Annotated in this window: 21 protein-coding genes, 1 tRNA gene and 1 pseudogene; 15 read left to right on the top strand and 8 right to left on the bottom strand. The window is 55.7% G+C overall.

Features of this window, described 5'->3' with window-relative positions; translation table 11 throughout:
* Window positions 1–267: 267 nt before the first annotated feature.
* Both ABLN94_RS07750 and ABLN94_RS07745 read left to right on the top strand, forming a co-directional pair.
* Window positions 268–1,746: a glycosyltransferase family 2 protein gene (locus ABLN94_RS07750; protein ID WP_352991217.1), complete on the top strand. Its 1,479-nt coding sequence runs from the start codon at window positions 268–270 to the stop codon at window positions 1,744–1,746.
* Window positions 1,736–2,755, top strand: coding sequence for a glycosyltransferase family 2 protein (locus tag ABLN94_RS07745; protein ID WP_352991215.1), 1,020 nt, complete (start codon window positions 1,736–1,738; stop codon window positions 2,753–2,755). Before ABLN94_RS07750 ends, ABLN94_RS07745 begins: the two co-directional genes overlap by 11 nt.
* 894 nt (window positions 2,756–3,649) lie before the next feature.
* On the opposite strand, the gene ABLN94_RS07740 is transcribed toward ABLN94_RS07745, so the two are convergent.
* Window positions 3,650–3,736: transfer RNA gene (locus tag ABLN94_RS07740), tRNA-Leu, on the bottom strand.
* A gap of 140 nt (window positions 3,737–3,876) precedes the next feature.
* Between ABLN94_RS07740 and ABLN94_RS07735 the strand changes: the two genes are divergently transcribed.
* Complete coding sequence (locus tag ABLN94_RS07735; RefSeq protein ID WP_352991213.1) at window positions 3,877–4,536, top strand: DsbA family oxidoreductase; 660 nt, start codon at window positions 3,877–3,879, stop codon at window positions 4,534–4,536.
* A gap of 39 nt (window positions 4,537–4,575) precedes the next feature.
* Window positions 4,576–5,232, top strand: coding sequence for a lipoyl(octanoyl) transferase LipB (gene lipB, locus ABLN94_RS07730; RefSeq protein ID WP_352991210.1), 657 nt, complete (start codon window positions 4,576–4,578; stop codon window positions 5,230–5,232).
* Window positions 5,233–5,519: 287 nt separating this feature from the next.
* Here lipB and ABLN94_RS07725 read toward each other — a convergent pair whose 3' ends face one another.
* Window positions 5,520–6,458, bottom strand: a complete 939-nt coding sequence (locus tag ABLN94_RS07725; protein WP_352991207.1) for a cation diffusion facilitator family transporter — start codon at window positions 6,456–6,458, stop codon at window positions 5,520–5,522.
* A gap of 79 nt (window positions 6,459–6,537) precedes the next feature.
* On the opposite strand from ABLN94_RS07725, the gene ABLN94_RS07720 reads away from it, so the two are divergent.
* Window positions 6,538–6,963 carry a MerR family transcriptional regulator gene (locus tag ABLN94_RS07720; RefSeq protein WP_352991205.1) on the top strand — a complete coding sequence of 142 codons (426 nt, stop codon included), beginning with the start codon at window positions 6,538–6,540 and terminating at the stop codon, window positions 6,961–6,963.
* Here ABLN94_RS07720 and ABLN94_RS07715 read toward each other — a convergent pair whose 3' ends face one another.
* Window positions 6,964–7,383 carry an HIT family protein gene (locus ABLN94_RS07715; protein ID WP_352991202.1) on the bottom strand — a complete coding sequence of 140 codons (420 nt, stop codon included), beginning with the start codon at window positions 7,381–7,383 and terminating at the stop codon, window positions 6,964–6,966.
* A 304-nt stretch (window positions 7,384–7,687) separates the two neighbouring features.
* On the opposite strand from ABLN94_RS07715, the gene ctaD reads away from it, so the two are divergent.
* The 3 genes from ctaD to ABLN94_RS07700 all read left to right on the top strand — a co-directional run bounded on the left by ctaD (window position 7,688) and on the right by ABLN94_RS07700 (window position 10,625).
* A complete protein-coding gene (gene ctaD / locus ABLN94_RS07710; RefSeq protein ID WP_352991199.1) occupies window positions 7,688–9,346 on the top strand; it encodes a cytochrome c oxidase subunit I in 1,659 nt (552 codons plus the stop codon).
* Between the two features lie 143 nt (window positions 9,347–9,489).
* Window positions 9,490–10,089, top strand: a complete 600-nt coding sequence (locus tag ABLN94_RS07705) for a 2-hydroxychromene-2-carboxylate isomerase (RefSeq protein ID WP_352991197.1) — start codon at window positions 9,490–9,492, stop codon at window positions 10,087–10,089.
* A gap of 44 nt (window positions 10,090–10,133) precedes the next feature.
* Window positions 10,134–10,625: a DUF2244 domain-containing protein gene (locus tag ABLN94_RS07700; RefSeq protein ID WP_352991194.1), complete on the top strand. Its 492-nt coding sequence runs from the start codon at window positions 10,134–10,136 to the stop codon at window positions 10,623–10,625.
* A 25-nt stretch (window positions 10,626–10,650) separates the two neighbouring features.
* Here the strand turns inward: ABLN94_RS07700 and ABLN94_RS07695 are convergent, their stop codons facing one another.
* A complete protein-coding gene (locus tag ABLN94_RS07695) occupies window positions 10,651–11,130 on the bottom strand; it encodes a GatB/YqeY domain-containing protein (RefSeq protein ID WP_352991191.1) in 480 nt (159 codons plus the stop codon).
* 184 nt (window positions 11,131–11,314) lie between these two features.
* On the opposite strand from ABLN94_RS07695, the gene carA reads away from it, so the two are divergent.
* A complete protein-coding gene (carA, locus tag ABLN94_RS07690; RefSeq protein ID WP_352991188.1) occupies window positions 11,315–12,481 on the top strand; it encodes a glutamine-hydrolyzing carbamoyl-phosphate synthase small subunit in 1,167 nt (388 codons plus the stop codon).
* An 84-nt stretch (window positions 12,482–12,565) separates the two neighbouring features.
* Window positions 12,566–14,443 carry a glycosyltransferase gene (locus tag ABLN94_RS07685; protein ID WP_352991185.1) on the top strand — a complete coding sequence of 626 codons (1,878 nt, stop codon included), beginning with the start codon at window positions 12,566–12,568 and terminating at the stop codon, window positions 14,441–14,443.
* Here the strand turns inward: ABLN94_RS07685 and ABLN94_RS07680 are convergent, their stop codons facing one another.
* Complete coding sequence (locus ABLN94_RS07680) at window positions 14,444–15,091, bottom strand: GntR family transcriptional regulator (RefSeq protein ID WP_170487005.1); 648 nt, start codon at window positions 15,089–15,091, stop codon at window positions 14,444–14,446.
* A gap of 100 nt (window positions 15,092–15,191) precedes the next feature.
* Here ABLN94_RS07680 and ABLN94_RS07675 point away from each other — a divergent pair, with 100 nt between their 5' ends.
* From ABLN94_RS07675 to ABLN94_RS07665, 3 genes are all read left to right on the top strand, one after another.
* Window positions 15,192–15,836 (top strand): pyrimidine 5'-nucleotidase, encoded by a 645-nt coding sequence (locus ABLN94_RS07675; protein WP_352991182.1) that lies wholly within the window; start codon window positions 15,192–15,194, stop codon window positions 15,834–15,836.
* A gap of 87 nt (window positions 15,837–15,923) precedes the next feature.
* Complete coding sequence (locus ABLN94_RS07670) at window positions 15,924–16,172, top strand: hypothetical protein (RefSeq protein WP_352991179.1); 249 nt, start codon at window positions 15,924–15,926, stop codon at window positions 16,170–16,172.
* A 76-nt stretch (window positions 16,173–16,248) separates the two neighbouring features.
* A complete protein-coding gene (locus tag ABLN94_RS07665; RefSeq protein ID WP_352991177.1) occupies window positions 16,249–17,445 on the top strand; it encodes a UbiH/UbiF family hydroxylase in 1,197 nt (398 codons plus the stop codon).
* 10 nt (window positions 17,446–17,455) lie between these two features.
* Here the strand turns inward: ABLN94_RS07665 and ABLN94_RS07660 are convergent, their stop codons facing one another.
* Complete coding sequence (locus ABLN94_RS07660) at window positions 17,456–18,583, bottom strand: aminotransferase class V-fold PLP-dependent enzyme (RefSeq protein ID WP_352991174.1); 1,128 nt, start codon at window positions 18,581–18,583, stop codon at window positions 17,456–17,458.
* 230 nt (window positions 18,584–18,813) lie between these two features.
* Here ABLN94_RS07660 and ABLN94_RS07655 point away from each other — a divergent pair, with 230 nt between their 5' ends.
* Window positions 18,814–19,515 carry a GntR family transcriptional regulator gene (locus ABLN94_RS07655; RefSeq protein WP_170486995.1) on the top strand — a complete coding sequence of 234 codons (702 nt, stop codon included), beginning with the start codon at window positions 18,814–18,816 and terminating at the stop codon, window positions 19,513–19,515.
* Between the two features lie 6 nt (window positions 19,516–19,521).
* Here the strand turns inward: ABLN94_RS07655 and ABLN94_RS07650 are convergent, their stop codons facing one another.
* Together ABLN94_RS07650 and ABLN94_RS07645 are read right to left on the bottom strand one after the other, a co-directional pair.
* On the bottom strand, window positions 19,522–19,980 hold the full coding sequence (locus ABLN94_RS07650) for an Lrp/AsnC family transcriptional regulator (RefSeq protein WP_352991170.1): 459 nt from the start codon (window positions 19,978–19,980) through the stop codon (window positions 19,522–19,524).
* Complete coding sequence (locus tag ABLN94_RS07645; RefSeq protein ID WP_170486991.1) at window positions 19,977–20,432, bottom strand: Lrp/AsnC family transcriptional regulator; 456 nt, start codon at window positions 20,430–20,432, stop codon at window positions 19,977–19,979. The genes ABLN94_RS07650 and ABLN94_RS07645 overlap by 4 nt, the downstream gene beginning before the upstream one ends.
* Before the next feature lie 125 nt (window positions 20,433–20,557).
* Between ABLN94_RS07645 and ilvC the strand changes: the two are divergent.
* Window positions 20,558–21,586, top strand: a pseudogene (gene ilvC / locus ABLN94_RS07640) (ketol-acid reductoisomerase); the annotation flags it as partial.
* Window positions 21,587–21,685 lie beyond the last annotated feature (99 nt).

The raw sequence follows: 21,685 nt of genomic DNA, 5'->3' as shown, positions 1-21,685 counted from the left end.
TGATCATGGTACACAATCCCATTGAAAATGTTCTGTAGCTTCAATCTCACAAGCGCCCCTTCGAGACCCAAAAGTTTTATTCCAAACTGATTGCGGAATATAACCCGTTCATTGGGTTTGCTACAGAATGTTTGTGAACTTCAGAACGCGCGAGAAAAGAATGCATCAAGCCTCCTTGATTGCGAAAAAACCTCGTAAGAACTATTAGTCGCTGGATCCTTTAGGCGTGGAGAACTAATGCCCAAGCACCGTTTCACGATAATGTCGATGATGAAGGACGAAGGTCATTCATTGGTGGAATGGGTCGCTTACCACAAACATATAGGTTTCGATAATATCGTCGTTTACACAAACGACTGCACCGACGGCACCGACGACATGCTGATCCGCCTGGAAGAGTTGGGCTGGGTGCAACACTTCCGTAACGACGTTTCAGAAGGACGAAAGCCGCAGCCAAACGCCCTCGCGCTTGGAACCAGGAATCCGGAAGTTACCGACAGCGAATGGATTCTCACAATGGATGCGGATGAATTCCTATCCATCAAAGTTGGTCGTGGTTGGATTACAGACCTCGTCGACAATATGGACCCAAAAGCAGACGGCATTGCAATCACCTGGCGTTTTTTCGGATCAAACAACGTGACTAGATGGGACCCCGGGTTGGCAATCGAGTCTTATACACGATCCGCACCTGACAAATTTCCGAAAGGCTGGGGAGTAAAAACCCTTTTCAAACCGTATCGGGACATGAAACTCGGGATACATCGTCCGCACATAAAGAAAGCCAAAAAAGTCCCTGCCAACGCCAAACTGCTATTGGACCAATTTTGGCTGAACGGTTCAGGGGATCCCATGCCTCACGAGTTTTCGTTGTCAGGCTGGCGGTCCACGAAACCGACTTTGGGATACGACTTGGTCGAGATGAACCACTATGCCGTCAAGTCCTACGAGTCATATTTGCTCAGGCGCATTCGCGGCAACGTGAACAACAAACCTGACAAATATAATGCCGCATACTTCGCGCTTTTTGACCGAAACGAGTTGGAATGCACAAACGTGCAACGTCATGTTCGTGCCACCAAGCGTAAAATTGAAGCTATTTTGGCCGACCCTATAATGCGAGAGTTGCAGCAAAAGGCGATATTGCACCACCAAAACCGCGTCCAACAACTACGCGAGACCGAAGAATACGAAGGATGGTTGGACGAGTTGAAAAAAGCGGGCCAAGTTCCGCTGGATAAACTCGATGAAGTTCTCTTCATTCAACACTTGCCGAAAGAATGGCAGTTGAAGGTCAAAGAACTTCAGGCACAAGGTGTACCTGACGGCAACATAGCCAAAATGATAGCTCAGACCCAAACGGCGAAGAAGGGTCAAACTCGCCGAGAGTTGCTCGAACTATCAGGTAAGGCCACGGCAAACCAAGCTGAAGGCGACAAACCAGACGCGAGCAGACAAACAGATGTCCAAAACGAATTGGAAAACCCATTTATGAATACCGAGGCAGCGGCAGGTTTGGGAGTGCCATTGTCGAAAGACCGTACCCTCAAAATGGCTCTGGCGGCCCAAGCCGTAGATCAGGCCGACGAAAGCGTCGCGGACGTGGTAGGAAAAGCCCGAACCATAAAAGAAGCGGTGAGTAGAAACCGCGCCAAAAGTCTTAGCTCTCGGGGAATTGTAGACAGTAAGACGGATTCTGAAGCCTCCATTAAGCGACCGACGCACGGGGGCGAGGATGAAAACTGAAGGCATTCCCCCGAACGCGGGCCGGAAACTTTTAGTATCTACGGTCAAAAACGAAGGGATTTATCTGCTGGAATGGTTGGCCTATCACAAATCAATAGGCATCGATGATTTCTGCATATTTTCCAATGACTGCAGCGATGGCACGAATTTGATGCTCAACCGCCTCGATCAGTTGGGCGTAGTCCGACACTTCGACAACCCTCTTGGCCCTAGAATGGACCCGCAGCGCGCCGCATACTCCAGAGCAAACCGAATGGACTGGGTAAGGGATGCGGACTGGGTACTAATCGTTGACGCAGACGAATTCCTGAACATCCACGTAGGCGATCGCAGCATAGATGCTTTGATCGAAAACTGTGGCGCACCGGACGCGATATCAATCAATTGGCGCCTCATGGGGTCGTGTGGATTGGAGCACTGGGACCCAGAAGCATTGGTGACTGAACGCTTCACCCGCGGTTCTACTTTCGACGCCCCGGAAAATGGTTTGGTCTGGGGATTCAAAACGCTATTTCGCCCGGCATCATTCGACTATTTTGGGGTGCATCGTCCGCGCTTTTTCAAACACCGAGAGATCGAGCCTGACATGGCGCGCTGGACCAACGCTGACGGGAAACTGATGGGGGGGAAAATTCTCCAAAAAGGATGGCGCGGAAGCAAAGACAATGTCACGGGCAAAAGTGCACAAGTGAACCACTACGCCGTAAAGAGCCGGGAAGAGTTTTTGCTCAAGCGGTTGCGTGGAACTGCAAACTCAAAAAACAGAGACCGCATCGACATGGGGTATTTTGACAAATACGACATCAACACCAACCATGACGATTCAATCGATACTCTCGCCATTCGCTCTATCATATCTGATTGGTTAACTGATGATGATTTAGCCGCTCTGGTTCGCGCCTGTCGAGACTGCGCGCGCCGCGTTCTGGACTACCAATTAGAAGCACCTGAGTTTCGACAATTTGTTGACACCGGGGACTACCCTGCCCCAGTTGACGCCGAAAGCTAGCGCAGGCATTTGCGTTCGTTTTCGGCAGCCAACCACTGGACTAGATTGTTGCGGTTTCACTTTTCTTGCAGGAGCTTGGCTTTCAAGTGCTTGCACTGGTCTATGAATATCTCGCCCATTATGTTCGCGGCGTCTGACAAACATTTGGGAAAAACACAAGTCAAAGGTTAGAACATACACGTGCGGATTACCTCAATCACTCCAATGAAAAACGAAGCGCCATTCTTGTTGGAATAGGTCGCCCATCACCGCTTGATTGGCGTAAATGACATCGTTGTATTTTCCAACCATTGTAATGACATCGTTGTATTTTCCAACCATTGTACAGACGGAACCAATCTGATGCTTGACTCACCGTTCATCAGAGCCCAGAGAATGGCATAATCATTCTCCTATTTTCACACGAGACAAGACACATTTAGTACACCCTGTGAACGGTAGTGGGGAACCAATCTGTGGGGTGGACCTAACGAAAGATATTAAAAGCTTAACTTCACCAAATTATGGATTTGGCCTTGTCCAGCTAAATCACTATGCAATTCGGTCGGCGGAAGCTTTCTTACTTAATGCAAATCATTGCCGCACCCTTGGTCGTTAGATCGAGATGAACTCGACGGCCAATTCGATTTTCCAGTCAAAGAAGCCATCGAGATTTGCAACCACTACTTTCAATGGAGGTTATTCAACCTTATCGAGACAGAAGAGTAGTGTGTTTGCCCGCGACAGGCGACAGGCGACAGGCGACAGGCGACAGGCGACAGGCGACAGGCGACAGGCGACAGGCGACAGGCGACAGGCGACAGGCGACAGGCGACAGGCGACAGGCGACAGGGTGGATAGCCGACATGATCAGCCGATCAAGTACTTGTTTTCAATTTATATTTTTAGAAGTTTTGGTGCGGTCGAGAAGACTCGAACTTCCACGGGTGTTACCCCACAGCGACCTCAACGCTGCGCGTCTACCAATTCCGCCACGACCGCACTGCCAATGACTTGGTAGAGGGGCGTATAGACGCAGAAGATCGGGATGTGAAGAGGCAAAAATCACACTGGTTTGAATTCCCTGCCGACACCCATATCTATATCACCACAACATTTCCCACCCCGTCAGGAGCCAACGCATGTCACCGTCCGATCCTCGCCCCATCGTCCAGATCGACATCGTCTCGGACGTGGTTTGCCCGTGGTGCATCGTTGGATTTCGGCAACTTGATGCGGCCCTGCAGCAAAGCAACGTACTGGCACGCCTCAGGTGGCATCCATTCGAGTTGAACCCCACCATGCCGCCCGAAGGTCAGAACTTGCGCGAGCATATCATGCAGAAATACGGCTCGACCCCCGAGCAAAGCCAACAGGCGCGAGACCAACTTACGCGGATCGGGGCGGAATTGGGGTTTACCTTTAATTTCAGCGAAGACAGCAAAATCGTGAATACCTTTGCCGCGCATCAGTTGCTGGACTGGGCCGAATCTGAGGGCCGCCAGCATCCATTGAAAATGGCTCTGTTTGAGACCTTTTTCACGCGCCAGCAAGACGTCTCAGAAATCGCGGTGCTGCTGGATGCGGTTCAGACCGCTGGGCTGGACCCGGATGCCGCCCGATCAGCACTTGAATCCGGCGCGCATGCTGCACCAGTACGGGAGAAACAGGAGTTCTGGGCAAGCCGTGGGATTTCGGGTGTGCCCTCCATGGTGTTCGGTGGCAAATACCTTCTGACAGGGGCGCAGGGCACCGAAACCTATGCCCAGGTTCTGCAACGTTGCCTGGCCGAGGCCGCCTGACCCCTTCCCCTTGGCACAGCTGCGCGATATGGAACCACCATGGAATGGAAGATCACCGACGGGTTAACCGATTACACCGAAGCCGTTGCCTTTATGGAGGCACGCGTCGCCGCCATTGCCGCGGGCGAAGCAGATGAGTGCGTGTGGTTGCTTGAACACCCAGCTCTCTACACGGCGGGCACGTCGGCTCGGATTGAGGATTTGACCGACCCAGATAGGTTTCCCGTCTACGAGGCCAAACGTGGTGGCGAATACACCTATCACGGACCCGGCCAGCGCGTGGCTTACGTGATGTTAGACCTCAACAAGCGCGGTAAGGACGTGCGCGGCTTTGTCAAAAGGCTCGAAACCTGGGTGATTGCTGCGCTGGCGGAATTCAACGTCACAGGTGAAATCCGCGACGGGCGCGTGGGTGTCTGGGTGCGAAGGAATGACAAACCCCTGACGGCGACAGGTCAACCTGCTGAGGACAAGATTGCCGCTATCGGATTGCGTCTGCGCAAGTGGGTCAGCTTCCACGGGATCTCGATCAATGTTGAGCCTGACCTTGAACATTTCTCCGGCATCGTACCTTGTGGCATCACCGAACACGGTGTGACCTCGCTGGTCGATTTAGGACTGCCGGTGGCAATGGCGGATGTGGACGCAGCCTTGCAAAAAACCTTTGCTGATTGCTTTCAGACGGTCGAGTCCTGACAACGTAGCGAATCGACCCGCGCCCGACCTCAGATAGACAATCCCCACCCGAAGATATCCTTTGTTTCCGGGGGTGAATGCAATCCGCCATATTGCTCATTAATTTTGTGTTTAATTCCGATAAATCCCAATCTGATGAATACAAAACGCCAGATAAGAGTTACTCTAATCTTACCGTTCTAGAGTGAGTGGTGTGTTAACCGGTGAACCCGGGTGCCCTGGGTATCGGAAAAGTGTTTGGTTACGAGTCTGCCGTTCCGACCCCAAATCGGAACGGCAATTCCTTTTCAGGCTTCGACAGAACCCTCGTGACCGAACCGAGGCGATTTCACAGGCAACAGGTCGGTCTGCTCCAACTCCAATGTCACGTGACCGATGCCAAAACCGGATTGCAAGGCTTCCTTGACCGCCAACCTTATGGTTTCTGCATCTGCCCAGTTCCGGGCCGCGATTTCGAGATGCGCCGTCAATGCCGGTTCTCGCTCCTGCATACTCCAGAGATGGATGTGATGTACCCCCGCCACACCGTCTGTGGTTTCGATTGCGGTTGCCACATCTTCGGGGTTCAAATCTGGTGGTGCGCCAAGCATCAAGACGCGGATGGTGTCGCCAATCTCGGATTTTACATGCCACAGGATGTAAACCGAAATCAAGATTGTGACGGCAGGATCTACCCACGTCCAACCAAAAAGGATCACAGCCGTACCGGCGAGAATGACGGCAATCGACCCAAGCGCATCGGCAACGTTGTGAATGAATGCCGCTCGGATGTTCATGCTGTCCTTTGACATTGTGTAAGTAAGTGCAGCAGTGATGAGGTCGACAATCAACGCCAGCGCTGCGATCCAGACCACCATCCATCCGTTGACGGGCTCGGGCTGAAGGAACCGCATCACGCCTTCGTACAGCAGGTACAATGACAGCACGATCAGCGTAGTGTAGTTGATCAAGGCTGCGACCACCTCGGCGCGCCCATAGCCAAAGCTCATGCGTGGATCGGCGGGGCGCCGCGCGACCTTGCGCGCGAAAAAGGCGATGATTAGCGCGATGGCATCTGAAAAATTGTGCAACGCGTCGGCAATCAGCGCCAGAGACCCTGACAGAATGCCCCCAATGACCTGCGCCAAGGTCAACAGCATGTTTACCCCGATTGCCCCTGCGACACGCATATCGCCCGCACCGGGGTCGATATGGTTATGACTGTGTCCCTTGTGATCGTGCGCCATGGTGCCAGTATTCCTTTTTTGGCTGCACAACTTATGTAATTCCTCTAGTCACTAGAGGTTCAAGGGGCAAAAGTCGAAAATGTACTCAATCGGAGAATTATCACGTCGAACCGGAGTTAAGGTGCCAACAATCCGGTTCTACGAAGACAAAGGGTTGTTGCCGCAACCGGAAAGAACAGCGGGAAACCAGCGCCGGTATGACGATGACGCGTTGAGCCGATTGCACTTCATTCGCCACGGTCGGGACCTTGGCCTGACTTTGGCTGACGTCGAGGCTTTGTTGTCGTTAGACGGGGCAAGTGGTGCCGATCTTGATCGGGCGCACGACATTGCCGAACGCCAATTGGTCGACATACGGCAACGTATTGATCAACTTCGCAGTCTCGAAGCAGAACTTGCCCGCATCACTGCTGCATGCGACGGGCGGCATGACCATGTATGCGCGGTGCTCCATGCTTTTGGCGACCACAGCGCGTGTCTGGGGCCGCACAACCTAACCAAATGATCAGGCCAGCGCAGCTTTGACCTTCTCGGCATGCTTGGCGATTAAATCAAAGTCGCCCATGTTACCCGGCGGGCGCATAGCGACACCTTCTTGACGAGGCAGGATATGGAAATGCAGGTGGAATACCTCCTGCCCGCCTGCCGCCTCGTTGAATTGCTGAACCGTGACACCATCCGCGTCAAACGCCTGAACCACAGCTTTTGCCAACTTCTGCACTGTCGACATGACGGCGGTCAGTTGCTCAGGCGAGGCATCCAAAAGGTTTCTGCAGGGCGTTTTGGGAATCACCAGTAGATGCCCATCTGTTCGCGGCATGATATCCATGAAGGCCAGCGTTTCGTCATCCTCGTACACACTGGTCGAGGGGATTTCTCCTCGAAGAATCTTGGCGAAGATGTTGTCAGGATCGTATTCGGACATGTCTGGTCTCCGGTTTCGGGTGTTGCTGACAGTACTGCGGCCCTCATTGCCGGTGGTCAAGGCGGAACTCCGCCACATCACAAGAGAGAGCGCTTGGCGTCCCTTGAAATCCGGAAGGTAATCGCCAGATAGACCTCATCCAAGGCCGAGAAATCGCGGGTTTCCCTCCTGCCCGCGACAATTAATCTTGATCCAGATCAAACTCGACCATTGAAGGTGCCCCCTTCGCATTCTAAAACCAGCAGGAATCCCGCGCGTTGGAGAGGTCCAACAGCGCGGTGCAGTTGCAACAGGAGGCACCTAAATGGCAGACGCAGCCATTCATGGTCACGATCATGAAGACCAGCGCGGCTTTTTCACTCGCTGGTTCATGTCGACCAACCACAAGGACATCGGGATTCTCTACCTGATCTTCGCGGCCATCGCCGGGTTTATCTCGGTAGCGATGACCGTCTACATGCGGCTCGAGCTGATGCACCCTGGTGTTCAGTACATGTGCCTCGAAGGATTCATGGCTGACCCGTGTACGCCGAACGGACATCTGTGGAACGTCATGATCACCTACCACGGTGTTCTGATGATGTTCTTCGTTGTCATCCCCGCCCTATTCGGCGGATTTGGCAACTATTTCATGCCGTTGCAGATTGGTGCGCCGGATATGGCGTTCCCGCGGATGAATAACCTGTCCTTGTGGCTGTACGTTGCTGGTACCTCGCTGGGTGTCGCCTCGCTGCTGAGCCCCGGTGGTAACGACCAACTCGGGTCGGGCGTGGGTTGGGTCCTGTACCCGCCGCTGTCCACGACCGAGGGCGGCATGTCCATGGACCTTGCGATCTTTGCCGTACACGTATCGGGCGCCTCCTCGATCCTCGGTGCGATCAATATGATCACCACCTTCCTGAACATGCGTGCCCCGGGCATGACCCTGTTCAAGGTGCCGCTGTTCAGCTGGTCGATCTTCGTCACCTCCTGGCTGATTCTACTGTCGCTGCCGGTTCTGGCGGGCGCGATCACCATGCTGCTGATGGACCGCAACTTTGGTTTCACCTTCTTTGACCCGGCCGGTGGTGGTGACCCGATCCTGTATCAGCACATCCTGTGGTTCTTCGGCCACCCGGAAGTGTACATCGTGATCCTGCCCGGTTTCGGCATCATCAGCCACGTGATCGCCACCTTCTCGCGCAAGCCAATCTTCGGCTATCTGCCGATGGTCTGGGCGATCATCGCGATCGGTGTTCTGGGCTTTGTCGTGTGGGCGCACCACATGTACACCGTTGGTATGTCGCTGCGTCAGCAGGCCTACTTCATGCTGGCCACGATGGTTATCGCGGTTCCGACGGGCGTTAAGGTCTTCTCGTGGATCGCGACCATGTGGGGCGGCTCGATCGAGTTCAAGACGCCGATGCTGTTTGCCTTCGGCTTCCTGTTCCTGTTCACCGTTGGCGGTGTAACCGGCGTTGTGCTGTCGCAGGCGGGTATCGACCGCGCCTATCACGACACCTACTACGTGGTTGCACACTTCCACTACGTGATGTCACTGGGTGCTGTCTTTGCCATCTTCGCGGGAGTGTATTTCTACTTCTCGAAGATGACGGGCCGTCAGTACTCCGAGTTCTGGGGCAAGGTTCACTTCTGGCTGTTCTTCATCGGCGCCAACCTGACTTTCTTCCCGCAGCACTTCCTGGGCCGTCAGGGCATGCCGCGCCGTTACATCGACTACCCCGAAGCGTTCGCTCAGTGGAACTTCGTGTCGTCGATTGGTGCGTTCATTTCGTTCGCATCGTTCCTGCTGTTCTTCGGCATCGTGATCTACGCCCTGCTGCGTGGCGCGAAAGAGACGCGTCCGAACCCGTGGAACGAATACGCGGACACGCTGGAATGGACCCTGCCCTCGCCGCCGCCCGAGCACACGTTCGAGCAGCTGCCCAAGCAGGAAGACTGGGACAAAGGCCACGCGCACTGACCCCAATCAAATCCAAAGAAAACCCCGCCTGAATGGCGGGGTTTTTTTCTTTCTGGCAGTGGGTTGCGGCGGAAAAGTCGCCAGACCAGCGAAAATCGGTTATCCTATCAGGGATTACACATCCGGCAACCCGGGGGTATCACATGCCTGACATAGATTTTTGGTATTCCATTGGCAGCACCTACAGCTTCCTGACAGTCATGCGCCTGGATGATTGGTGCGCTGAGCATGATGCCTCGGTGAGATGGCGACCGTTCAACGTGCGCAGTGTAATGTCTGATCAGAACAACATTCCGTTTGCAGGCAAACCAGTAAAATCTGCATATATGTGGCGAGATATCGAGCGCCGGGCCGCGAAGTATCATATCCACGCCCGGCTCCCTGCCCCCTACCCGATTTCGGATCTGGCACTGGCCAATCAGGTCGCTCTGCTGGGCATGGGTGACGGCTGGGGCAAGAACTTTACTCAGACGCTGTATCGCATCTGGTTTGAAGAAAACATCGAAGCGGGCAGTGAGACCGCTATCACCGAAGCCCTGCATAGATGCCAGCAGGACCCGCGCCTGACACTGGCCCGCGCCCGCAGCCCTGACACTGTCGCGGCGCTTGAGGTCGAAACCGAACAGGCCACAAAACTGGGAGTTTTTGGTGCGCCTAGCCTTGTTGTTCGAGGTGAAGTTTTTTGGGGAGATGACAGGCTGGACGATGCGCTGTCCTGGGCCCGTGTCGGCCACGTCGCCTGATCATTTCGCTTCGACACACGCCGGCACTACGCTAGATTCCAACTATGCCCTACCAATGGAAACATACCTCTGAGACGGAACAGGAACTGCGCCTTTGGCCGCATAATTCACTGCCTCCGCGCGGAGCGATGATCGTAATCTTTTCGGTGTTCTTGTTCGGTCTGATCCCATTGCTGGCGATGCTGGGGTCAGTCATCCTTTGGGGGCTGTTGCCCTTCTTGCTGATTACCGTTTTGGGATTATGGCTGGCCATCCAGTCCAACTATCGCGCACGCAGTGTCTTCGAGGTTCTGACACTCAGTGGAACGCAGGCCCGGTTGATCCACCACACACCGGGAAAGAAACAGCAGGAATGGTCGTGCAATCGCTTTTGGGCACGCCCGGAAATGCATGAAAAAGATGGACCTGTACCGCACTATGTCACCTTGATCGGTGACGGGCGTGAAGTTGAGATCGGAGCATTTCTTTCCGAGGAAGAGCGCATCGCGTTATACGGCGACTTGATGCAAAAACTGCGCGAACCTGCCGCGCAGTGAATTGCGTATTACAAAGTGAGTCGGCTTAGCCGTTCGATGCGGCGCAGAGGTGGTCTTTGACCATCGGTCCAACCTTGCCGAAGTCCATTTGGCCAGTATAGCGGGTCTTCAATTCACCCATTACCTTGCCCATGTCACGGATTGAACCTGCGCCTGTAGCAGTGATCGCCGACTGAATGGCTTTCGAGACCTCTTCATCATCCAGCTGCTTGGGCAGGAATTCTTCGATTACCGAAACTTCACGCAGTTCGCGTTCAGCCAAATCCAGACGTCCACCCTCTTCATAGGCGCGCGCGCTTTCCTTGCGCTGTTTGGTCATTTTGCCAAGGATTTCAAGCACCTCAGCGTCACCACAACCCTTGGCCTCTTCACTGTCGGACCCGCGCGTTGCGATATCGCGGTCCTTGATCGCAGCGTTAATCAACCGCAGCGTCGACAGGCGCTCAGCGTCCTTGTCTTTCATTGCTTGCTTCAGGGCAGAGTTCACCCTTGATCGCATATCCATATGATCTGTCCATCCCCATGGAAAAGGAACCCTGAACATATCGAAACAAAAAGCGCGATACAACAGGGGGGTGAATATACCTAAGTTATTGATTTCAATCAATAGCCCAAAATTTGAACAGACTTGACCCAGCGCTCTAACCCCCTTAGGTATGCGCCGATTTACCCAGCAGGAGAGTCGTCCGATGGCCCAGAACGCCCCGTCCAAGCCCACCGCATGTCTGGCATTGGCCGACGGAACATTGTTCTACGGGACGGGCTTCGGCGCCACCGGTCAGACCGTGGCCGAGTTGTGCTTTAACACCGCCATGACCGGTTATCAGGAGATCATGACCGATCCCTCCTATGCCGGGCAGATCGTGACCTTCACCTTCCCTCATATCGGCAATGTCGGTGTGAACCCAGAGGATGACGAAACCGGTGATCCTGTCGCTGCCGGGATGGTGGTCAAATGGGACCCAACCGAGCCCTCGAACTGGCGCTCAGCGGAAGAACTGAAAACGTGGCTCGAACGCCGTGGTCGTATCGCCATCGGGGGTGTCGACACACGCCGCCTGACTCGCGCCATCCGTCAGCAAGGCGCGCCGCACGTCGCGTTGGCCCATGATCCCGAAGGCAACTTCGATATTGAAGCTCTGGTCGCCGCTGCGCGTGACTTTGCCGGGCTTGAAGGTATGGACCTTGCTAAAGAAGTCACCTGCGCCCAAAGCTATCGCTGGGATGAAATGCGGTGGGCCTGGCCTGACGGCTACACCCGTCAGGAAGCCCCCGCGCACAAGGTTGTTGCCGTGGATTTCGGCGCCAAGCGCAACATCCTGCGCTGCTTGGCCTCGGCCGGTTGCGATGTGACCGTGCTGCCCGCGACCGCCACGGCAGCCGAAGTGCTGGCACACAATCCAGACGGTGTGTTCCTGTCCAATGGGCCCGGAGACCCGGCGGCTACCGGTGAATATGCCGTTCCGATGATCAAAGAAGTTCTGGACACCACCGACCTGCCCGTTTTTGGCATCTGCCTCGGCCACCAGATGTTGGCACTGGCCTTAGGCGGTCAGACTGTCAAGATGAACCACGGCCACCACGGCGCGAACCACCCGGTCAAAGACATGGAGACCGGTAAGGTCGAGATCACCTCGATGAACCACGGCTTTGCGGTGGATGCGCAATCTCTGCCCGAGGGTGTCGTCGAGACGCACCGCTCGCTGTTTGACGGCTCTAACTGCGGCATCCGCATGTCCGATCGCCCGGTCTACTCGGTTCAGTACCACCCCGAAGCCTCGCCTGGCCCGCAGGACAGCTTCTATTTGTTCGAACGCTTTGCTGATGCAATGGCAAACCAGAAAGCACAGGCATAAGTGCCGATTCGAACATAGTTAACTGCCTGTTAACCTAAATTTGACAACCCTGACCCGCAGTCACCGCGTCAGGGTTGTTTCTTTATGGTCGAGCTGAACCTGCAGCACTTCGCACACGCTGCGCCAATCCCTGCACAGGGAAGTAAGCCACTAGGCGCTTACTTAATTGACAGCCGACTGATCACCCAGTCGCAGCTTGACGAGGCTTTGCTTCTGCAAGCCTGGCAGCAGGCTCCGCTGGGTGAAATTCTCGTCTCCGAAGGTTGGGTCACTCGTCAGGATGTGCAAGGTGCGTTGTCTGAGCAAAGTGGTCTGCAAATTGCCGATCTGGAGTGTCTGCCTCCAAATCCTGATTTGTGTCAGATTAAACCCGTCGATTTCTGGCTGAACCACAATGTCATTCCATGGAAGCGAGTTGGCCCTATTCTACTGGTCGCCACGGCGCGCCCAGACCGCTTTCCGATTGTGCGCGAGGAATTGAAGGATTGCGGCCACACGATTATTCCCGTGCTTGCGGGAAACGATCAGATTGATGACACAATTGCTCGCGTGTTTTCCGCTCCACTTGCCGAAGCAGCCGAAACTCGAGTGGAACCTGAGCAAAGCTGCCGATCCTGGTCTCTGCGATCCCCAGCCTGGCCAGTGGTTATTCTTGTAGGTGTGGCAACCCTATTTATCGCCAATCCCTTGGTTGGGCTTTCTTTTCTAGTCGCTGCAGCGGTTCTCAGCTTGTGCCTATTCATGTGCCTGCGCATCTCTGGTTTTCTTGCTTTTATTTGGCATCGTTGCGCTCAAAAGGCCGAAACAGCAGTCCCCGGTCCTCCTCAATCGCTGCCCTGCGTATCAGTCATGGTTCCGTTGTACAAAGAACGAGAGATCGCCGATGCCTTGATTCTGCGGCTGCGGCGTCTGACCTACCCCAAGGCGCTGTTGGACATCATTCTGGTGCTTGAGGAAACCGACGAGGTCACAAGATCTACTTTGGCCAAAGTTGATCTGCCCAGCTGGATCAGAACCATCGAGGTGCCGGAGCTTAATGGCTTGACCACGAAACCCCGTGCGATGAACTATGCGTTGGACTTCTGCCGCGGCGATATTTTGGGTGTTTGGGATGCAGAAGATGCGCCACAACCCGACCAGATCGAGCGGGTTGTTCGGCGCTTTGCAAGTGTCAAAGAAGATGTCGTCTGCCTGCAGGGTGTTCTCGACTACTACAACCCGCGCACCAATTGGCGATCACGGTGCTTTACCATCGAATACAATAGCTGGTTCCGAGTCGTCCTCCAGGGCATCGCTCGGCTAGGACTTGTTGTTCCCCTGGGCGGGACCACATTTTTTTTCCGCCGCGACAAGCTGTTGGAACTGGGCAGATGGGATGCCCATAACGTCACCGAAGACGCCGATCTGGGCGTGCGCCTTGCGCGAGCGGGGTACCGCACTGAAATGGTCGATACCGCGACTTTTGAAGAAGCTAATTTTCGTGCCTGGCCCTGGGTGCGGCAGCGCTCTCGCTGGCTCAAAGGGTTTATGGTTACCTACCTTGTTCACATGCGGGCCCCACTGCGCTTGCTGAAAGATCTGGGCCTCCTACGGTTTCTTGGCGTTCAGGCCTTCTTTCTGGGAACCGTCGGGCAATTCCTTTTGGCGCCTGTCCTTTGGCTATTCTGGCTGAAATGTCTCGGACTGCCCAGCCCGCTGGACGCTATCCTCCCGGTCAACGCGATGGCCGTTCTGATCGGGCTGTTTCTGGCTGCCGAGGTCACAAATGCCACAATCGGAATCGTCGCTGTATGGGCCCGGGAACGGCGCTTTCTTGTGCCGTGGGTCCTTGCAATGCCGCTGTACTTCCCGCTTGGCGTTCTAGCGGCGTACAAAGCCCTTTGGGAACTGGTGCTGAACCCGTTCTTCTGGGACAAAACCCAACATGGACAGGCCAGTGAAGAAGGACCGCCTCCCGCGTGATCAGCTCTCGCGCAGGACCGCATCCTGTTTCAAACGGGTCATGAACGCGACCGAGATATGTTCTTTGAGCGCACGCTCGGCGGCCTCTTCGTCCCGCGCTGCGATAGCTTCGACAATGCCCTTGTGTTCGCTCTGCGCGATCTCACCGCGCCCCTGTACCGCCAGAGACGTGGTAGCCATCAGAGCCATTGTACGGTGCACAAGGTCCAATTGTTGCACCAGATAGCGGTTGTGCGAAGCTAGGTGAATCTGCTCGTGAAACCGACGGTTCGCCCGCGACAGGGCCGAAGGATCGTCGACCAGCGCGTCATCCTCGGCAACCATCTCCTGCAGCACCTTGATCTCTTCTTCGGTGGCGTGCTTGGCGGCTAACTTGGCGGCCAACCCTTCCAGCTCGCGCCGCACCACATAGAGTTCGGCCATCTGGTTGTGATCCAGCGAAGCAACGATCAGCGACCGCCCGTCACGTTCCAGTAGCGATTGCGTTTCCAACCGTTGCAAGGCTTCACGGATCGGCGTGCGCGAAACCCCGAACCGTTCAGCCAGTTCGCTTTCGACCAGACGGTCTCCGGGCTTGTAAACACCCACGTCAATCGCTTCGAGAATAAGGCTGTAGGCGTCTTTGTTGGACTGTTTGGATTGGGGCATAGGGTGGTTTGTCTCCTCGTTCGGACATGTCTATCCGTCACTTGCCCCTAGGATCAAGAGCGGCATTGAAAACCGTCCCTCCGCGCCCTAAACCCAAAGCATGGTCAAACCTGCCTTTAATCACGTCACCCAATGGGTGTTCGACCTCGACAACACGCTATACCCGCCTCATATGCGCCTGTTCGACCAGATCGAGGTGCTGATGACGGATTACGTGGTGCAAGCCATCGGCGTGGACCGGGCTGAAGCGGATCGTCTGCGCTCCCACTATTGGAGGGAATACGGGACGACGCTAGCCGGGTTAATGGCCGAGCATGATCTGGACCCCGACCCTTATCTGCACGCAGTTCATCAGGTGGACATGAGCCACATGGACGCCGACGCCGAACTAGCCGACCATATTCGTTCCCTGCCCGGTCGTCGCATCGTTTACACCAACGGCAGCGCGCCCTATGCCGAGCGGGTTCTTGAAGCGCGAGGCCTCAGTGGTTTGTTCGATGCGATATATGGCGTCGAACACGCAGGGTATCGTCCTAAACCCGAAAAAGCGGCGTTTGAGGCGATCTTTGCGCAGGATGGAATCGACGCGGCGAAGGCTGCGATGTTCGAAGACGATCCGCGCAATCTCGCTGCTCCGCACGCGATGGGAATGCGCACCGTCCATGTAGCGCCCGAGCCGCATAAGGCCGACCATATTCATCACCATACGGATGATTTAACCGCATTTCTGGCCCGACTGCGGTAGGCTGTCACACTGCGACGATCTGCACATTCTGCAGGTGCAGCATCGCCCCTATATGCGCCTCAGCGACGAACAGAATCGGAGAACCCCATGAGCGCGATCGAGATACCTCGGCGCCTGCCCATTTGGCAGCGCCTGTTGTTTGCAATCCCCGTATTTGGCTGGCTGGCCCGCGATGCCGCCAACGGCGAAGCCGAGGATTGGTATTACACGGCCGCCGCAATCTTCAGCATGTGGGGATGCTCGGCCTTACTGTTTGGTCTGCCAGGACTATACATCCCGGCCGTCATGATGGTGCCGATGATGTTCATCATCCTCCTCCTTATTTCGCGCGGCTGACATACGAGACAGGATGTCACTTGGCACCGGCCTTGGAACCGAACTAGGTTCTGCCCAACACTCGGAGACCAAGGCCATGACTGACAGCTGTGACATCCTGATTTCCGGCGGAGGAATCGCCGGACTGACCGCCGCGGCGGCCTTTGGAACTGCTGGGTTCGACGTGGTTTGCGTCGATCCCACCCCACCGATCACAGAACGCGACGTGGACGGATCGGACCTGCGAACCACGGCGTTTCTGCAACCGGCGCATGGGCTGCTGGAGCAATGCGGACTGTGGGCACGGCTGGATGAACATGCCGCTCCCTTGCAAATCATGCGGATCGTGGATGCGGGCGGTGATGTGCCCGAACCCCGCGTAGTGCGCGACTTCAACGCCGCCGACATCTCGGATCAACCCTTTGGCTGGAACCTTCCCAACTGGCTGCTGAGGCGAGAGATGGTGGCCCGGCTGGCCGAGTTACCCAATGTCGATTTTCGCCCCGGCACCGGCACTGTCAGCCTATTTACACGCACCGCCGAAGCCCGCGTCGGTTTAAGCGACGGTGGCCGTATTCGCTGCAAGCTGGTTGTTGCAGCAGACGGGCGAAATTCGCCCATGCGTGAGGCGGCTGGGGTCAACGTTCACACTACGCGCTATGGTCAGAAGGCGCTGGCCTTTGCCGTCACCCATCCGATTCCGCATGACAATGTCTCAACCGAGATCCATCGCTCGGGCGGGCCATTTACTCTGGTCCCCCTGCCCAACTGGCAAGGACAGCCCTCGTCGGCGATTGTCTGGATGGAACGCGGACCCCGAGCGGTCGAACTGCTGAATACCGAACCCGAGGCCTTTGAAACATTGATGACCGAACGCTCTTGCGGTCTGTTTGGGCCGCTAAAATTGGCCTCGCGTCGGACGATCTGGCCGATCATCAGCCAGTCGGCAGAACGTCTATCGGGTGAGCGGATCGCCCTGATGGCCGAAGCCGCCCATGTGGTGCCACCCATTGGCGCGCAGGGGCTGAATATGTCTCTGGGCGATCTGCGCAGCCTGCTGGATCTGGCGCAAGCACGGCCCGAAGGTCTGGGCGATGCGCAGATGCTGGACGCCTATCACAAGGCCCGCCACACCGAGATCGAAATGCGCGTCAAAGGTATCGACCTTCTAAACCGCGCTTCGATGATCGAAGCACGGCCCTTGCGGGATGTGCGGGCGATGGGGTTGAACGCGCTCTATTCCCTGCCGCCCGTACGTAAGACTTTGATGCAGATGGGCCTCGGCGTACGCTGAGGCCCAACGATCAGAGAACCTGATCCAGCACGCGCTTGAGTCGCCCAATCGTGCCATCCACGTCATAAAGCTTGTCCAATCCAAACAAACCCAGACGGAAGGTGCTGAACCCCTCGGGCTCATCACATTGCAGTGGCACACCGGCGGCGATCTGCATGCCCAAGGCAGCAAATTTCTTGCCGTTCTGTATCTCAGGGTCCGATGTATAGCTGACCACCACACCCGGTGCACCGAACCCTTCGGCCGCAACCGAGACCACGCCTTTATCCTTCAGCATCGCCCGAACACCGTTGCCTAAGGCCCATTGTGCGTCCCGCAGCTTTTCGAAGCCGTATTCGCGGGTCTCGACCATCGTATCCCGGAACGCCTGCAAAGCATCCGTTGGCATGGTGGCGTGATAGGCATGCCCGCCGTTTTCATAGGCCTGCATGATATGCCGCCACTTCTTCAGGTCTACCGCGAAACTATCAGACGTTGTCTCCTCAAGGCGTGCTTCAGCCCTCTCCGACAGCATAACCAACCCAGCGCAGGGCGAAGCGCTCCACCCTTTCTGAGGAGCGGAGATCAGGACATCAACGCCGGTTGCCTTCATGTCGATCCAGGCGCAGCCGGATGCGATGCAGTCTAGCACCATCAGTGCCCCAACCTCATGCGCTGCATCGGCCATGGCCGTGATGTAGTCATCCGGCAGAATCAGACCCGCCGCAGTCTCAACATGTGGCGCGAATACAATATCCGGGCGCTGTTCACGAATTGTCGACACGACCTCTTCGATCGGGGCTGGAGCAAACGGGGACGGGCTGGAATTGCCGATCTGCCGCGCTTTGAGCACCGTAGCCGACGCGGTCAGCGCTGCGGATTCAATAATCTGGCTCCACCGATAGGAAAACCATCCATTGCGAACGACCAGAATATTGGCGTTGCGCGCAAACTGGCGGGCTACAGCCTCCATCCCATAGGTACCGCCGCCTGGGATCACGGCAACACCTTCTGCCTTGTAAACATCCCTCAGCATGGCGGAAATATCACGCATGACGGTCTGAAAGCGCGCCGACATGTGGTTCAAGGATCGATCCGTGAACACAACCGAAAACTCTTCGAGCCCGTTCGGATCGATGCTATCCAATAGCGCTGGCATGATATGTCCTTTCCTAGCGTGTTCAGGATTTCTGGAAACTTTACCGGGAATCGTAAAGCACCATTTGACTGCAACAATTGACCCAACGGAACCCAAAATCCTAACGAAAAACCGACTTTTATATGTGTAAATTGCGCCATTCGTGACGCCAAACAGTATCAGCCCCCTTTACACCCTGACGTGTTTCTGAACAGATACATTCACTTTGTAGAAGAAAGGTATTTTCACCAGTGACTGCGCATAAGCGGATCAGTTTTCAAGTCGTTCGTGACGAAGTTAAACGGCGGATTGAAAGCCGGATCTGGCCTCAGGGTTCTCTGTTGCCAACGGAGACGCAACTGGCCGAAGAATTTAATTGTGCCCGAGCAACTGTAAACCGCGCACTTAGGGAACTTGCCGAACAGGGCTTTGTCGAACGGAAGCGTAAGAGCGGCACGCGGGTAAAAAAAGAACCCAGCAAGCACGCCAAACTGGAATTTTCGCTTACTCGTCAGGCGGTTGAGAACCAAAACTCGACCTATCGTTATGCCCTGGTTGAGCGCAGTATCGTGCCCAGCCCCGGCTGGCTGGCGTCGCAGCTCAGTGTTTCACCGCAAGCGCGCGTATTGCATGTGATCTGTATGCATTATGCGGATAACCGCCCCTTTCAGTTGGAGGAGCGTTGGATCAACATCGAAACCGTACCCGAAGTAGAACATGCCGACCTGAATGCGCACGGCCCGCATGAGTGGCTTTTGAACGCCGCCCCCTTTACAGAGGCCGAGATCGCCTTTTGCGCAGTTTCAGCCGACGGTCGATTGGCGGAGTTTATGGGGACCACTGCCGGAACGTCCATGATTCAACTTGAACGTACGACTTGGAAAGACGGTGAGCCGATGGCGTTCGCCCGGATGACACATCACCCAGGCTATTGCATCCGCACCAAATACTGACCTCGCTTATCCGATCGGGCCGTGCAATCGTTCTTCGCTCAGCAGCACGTTTGCTTCCACGTCTCCCGCCCCCGGCAGAGTCATGATCCGCCGTCGTAGCACCCGTTCGAAATCGGACAGATCGCGCGCGACGACCCGCAGACGGTAGTCGTAAAGGCCTAGCACATGCTCGACAGTCTGCACCTCGGGGATGGCGCTGACAGCACGTTCGAAATCCTCGAGGCTGACCTGCCCCTTGCGCGCCAGCTTTACCCCCAGAAACACGGTCACACCAAATCCCAACGCCTCGGCATTCAGGCGCAGGCGCCGCCCCTTGATGACGCCCGCTGTTTCCAGCCTGCGGATACGCCGCCACGTTGCCGGTTGAGACAAGCCGAGTTTACGCCCCAGCGCCCCCGCACTTTGCGCAGCGTCCTGCACCAAGGCACGCAGAATGTTCCGGTCGATTTCGTCCAGTTCGATCATACCGGCAGCACCACGTCGCTTTTGACCCGTGCGATATGCATCAACGCTTCGATATCAGCGATATGTGGCAAGGTAAGAATGCGGTCGCGGTAGAGTTGCTGATAATGGGTCATATCGCGCGCCAGCACAGACAGACGAACATCTACCCGACCCAGGAAAGTTTGAATTTCGATAACTTCCGCCACTTGCCGCGCAGCCGCAGTGAACTCATCAAATGCGCGCGGCTGGGTCTTATCGAGTGTCACGCGCAAGGACACTTCGACCGCATATCCCAATGCAGACCAATCGATCACAACCTCCTGCCCCTCGATGATACCAGCTTCTTGCATTTTCTCGATCCGACGCCAGCAAAGGCTTGCGCTAATGCGCGCACGCTCAGCCAGTTCGGCAGTTGAAAGGCTGGGGTCGGCCTGAAAGTGGCGCAGGAGTCGCCGATCAATATCGTCCAGCATGATTTTTTCCATATTTTTCTTTTTCGCGAATAATTTCTCACCGCAGAAATCAAAATTCAAGAAAAACACCATCGCATTCCCGGGATTGAACCAGTAGAACCACCCGCAACCGAAACAGAAAGGACCGAGACATGCGCGTTTATTATGATCGCGATTGCGACATCAACCTGATCAAAGACAAAAAAGTGGCCATCCTGGGCTATGGCTCGCAAGGTCACGCCCATGCGCTGAACCTGCGCGACTCGGGTGCCAAGAACCTCGTCATTGCCCTGCGCGAAGGTTCGCCTTCGGCCAAAAAAGCCGAAGCAGAAGGCCTGCAGGTCATGGGTATCGCCGAAGCGGCCGCATGGTGCGACGTCATCATGTTCACCATGCCCGACGAACTGCAGGCAGAGACCTACAAGAAATACGTGCATGATAACATCAAGCCCGGCTCGGCCATTGCCTTCGCCCACGGCCTGAACGTCCACTTTGGCCTGATCGAGCCGAAAGAAGGCGTTGACGTCATCATGATGGCCCCCAAAGGCCCTGGCCACACCGTGCGTGGCGAATACGTCAAGGGCGGCGGCGTACCCTGCCTGGTCGCCGTGCACAACGACGCAACCGGCAAAGCGCTGGAAATCGGTTTGTCCTACTGCTCGGCCATCGGCGGCGGTCGCTCGGGCATCATCGAAACCAACTTCCGTGAGGAATGCGAAACCGACCTGTTCGGCGAACAAGCCGTTCTGTGTGGCGGTCTGGTCGAACTGATCCGCTGCGGCTTTGAAACACTGGTCGAAGCCGGTTACGCGCCCGAGATGGCCTACTTCGAGTGTCTGCACGAAGTGAAGCTGATCGTTGACCTGATCTATGAAGGCGGCATCGCCAACATGGACTACTCGATCTCGAACACCGCCGAGTACGGCCAGTACGTCACCGGCCCGCGCATCCTGAAATACGACGAAACCAAAGCCCGCATGAAAGCGGTTCTGGATGACATCCAGCAAGGCAAGTTCGTCCGTGACTTCATGCTGGAAAACGCTGTTGGCCAACCGACCATCAAAGCGTCGCGCCGTGCCAATGATGAGCACATGATCGAGGAAACCGGCGCCAAGCTGCGCGCCATGATGCCCTGGATCTCGGCCGGCAAGATGGTCGACAAGGAAAAGAACTAAGCCTGACTTTCGTCAGCGACAGGGCGGCCCCAGTGGCCGCCCTTATTCGTTATCCCCTCAATCAACCTGTTGAAGTTGTTCGCGCTTCACGCAATCAAT

This window comes from Ruegeria sp. SCP11, assembly GCF_040329455.1.
Classification (GTDB): domain Bacteria; phylum Pseudomonadota; class Alphaproteobacteria; order Rhodobacterales; family Rhodobacteraceae; genus Ruegeria; species Ruegeria atlantica_E.
Note: the sequence above shows the minus strand (reverse complement) of the source record. Positions and strands in the feature narration are given on the sequence as shown.

Excerpts from the sequence above, each read along its gene's own strand:
- ABLN94_RS07670 (WP_352991179.1), top strand. The coding sequence starts at position 15,924 with ATGAGCGCGATCGAGATACCTCGGCGCCTGCCCATTTGGCAGCGCCTG.
- ABLN94_RS07715 (WP_352991202.1), bottom strand. The coding sequence starts at position 7,383 with ATGTCCGAATACGATCCTGACAACATCTTCGCCAAGATTCTTCGAGGA.
- ABLN94_RS07685 (WP_352991185.1), top strand. The coding sequence starts at position 12,566 with ATGGTCGAGCTGAACCTGCAGCACTTCGCACACGCTGCGCCAATCCCT.
- ABLN94_RS07650 (WP_352991170.1), bottom strand. The coding sequence starts at position 19,980 with ATGATCGAACTGGACGAAATCGACCGGAACATTCTGCGTGCCTTGGTG.
- ctaD (WP_352991199.1), top strand. The coding sequence starts at position 7,688 with ATGGCAGACGCAGCCATTCATGGTCACGATCATGAAGACCAGCGCGGC.
- ABLN94_RS07665 (WP_352991177.1), top strand. The coding sequence starts at position 16,249 with ATGACTGACAGCTGTGACATCCTGATTTCCGGCGGAGGAATCGCCGGA.
- ABLN94_RS07745 (WP_352991215.1), top strand. The coding sequence starts at position 1,736 with ATGAAAACTGAAGGCATTCCCCCGAACGCGGGCCGGAAACTTTTAGTA.
- ABLN94_RS07725 (WP_352991207.1), bottom strand. The coding sequence starts at position 6,458 with ATGGCGCACGATCACAAGGGACACAGTCATAACCATATCGACCCCGGT.
- ABLN94_RS07680 (WP_170487005.1), bottom strand. The coding sequence starts at position 15,091 with ATGCCCCAATCCAAACAGTCCAACAAAGACGCCTACAGCCTTATTCTC.
- ABLN94_RS07720 (WP_352991205.1), top strand. The coding sequence starts at position 6,538 with ATGTACTCAATCGGAGAATTATCACGTCGAACCGGAGTTAAGGTGCCA.
- ABLN94_RS07645 (WP_170486991.1), bottom strand. The coding sequence starts at position 20,432 with ATGCTGGACGATATTGATCGGCGACTCCTGCGCCACTTTCAGGCCGAC.
- ABLN94_RS07750 (WP_352991217.1), top strand. The coding sequence starts at position 268 with ATGATGAAGGACGAAGGTCATTCATTGGTGGAATGGGTCGCTTACCAC.
- ABLN94_RS07695 (WP_352991191.1), bottom strand. The coding sequence starts at position 11,130 with ATGGATATGCGATCAAGGGTGAACTCTGCCCTGAAGCAAGCAATGAAA.
- ABLN94_RS07705 (WP_352991197.1), top strand. The coding sequence starts at position 9,490 with ATGCCTGACATAGATTTTTGGTATTCCATTGGCAGCACCTACAGCTTC.
- lipB (WP_352991210.1), top strand. The coding sequence starts at position 4,576 with ATGGAATGGAAGATCACCGACGGGTTAACCGATTACACCGAAGCCGTT.
- carA (WP_352991188.1), top strand. The coding sequence starts at position 11,315 with ATGGCCCAGAACGCCCCGTCCAAGCCCACCGCATGTCTGGCATTGGCC.
- ABLN94_RS07735 (WP_352991213.1), top strand. The coding sequence starts at position 3,877 with ATGTCACCGTCCGATCCTCGCCCCATCGTCCAGATCGACATCGTCTCG.
- ABLN94_RS07675 (WP_352991182.1), top strand. The coding sequence starts at position 15,192 with ATGGTCAAACCTGCCTTTAATCACGTCACCCAATGGGTGTTCGACCTC.
- ABLN94_RS07700 (WP_352991194.1), top strand. The coding sequence starts at position 10,134 with ATGCCCTACCAATGGAAACATACCTCTGAGACGGAACAGGAACTGCGC.
- ABLN94_RS07660 (WP_352991174.1), bottom strand. The coding sequence starts at position 18,583 with ATGCCAGCGCTATTGGATAGCATCGATCCGAACGGGCTCGAAGAGTTT.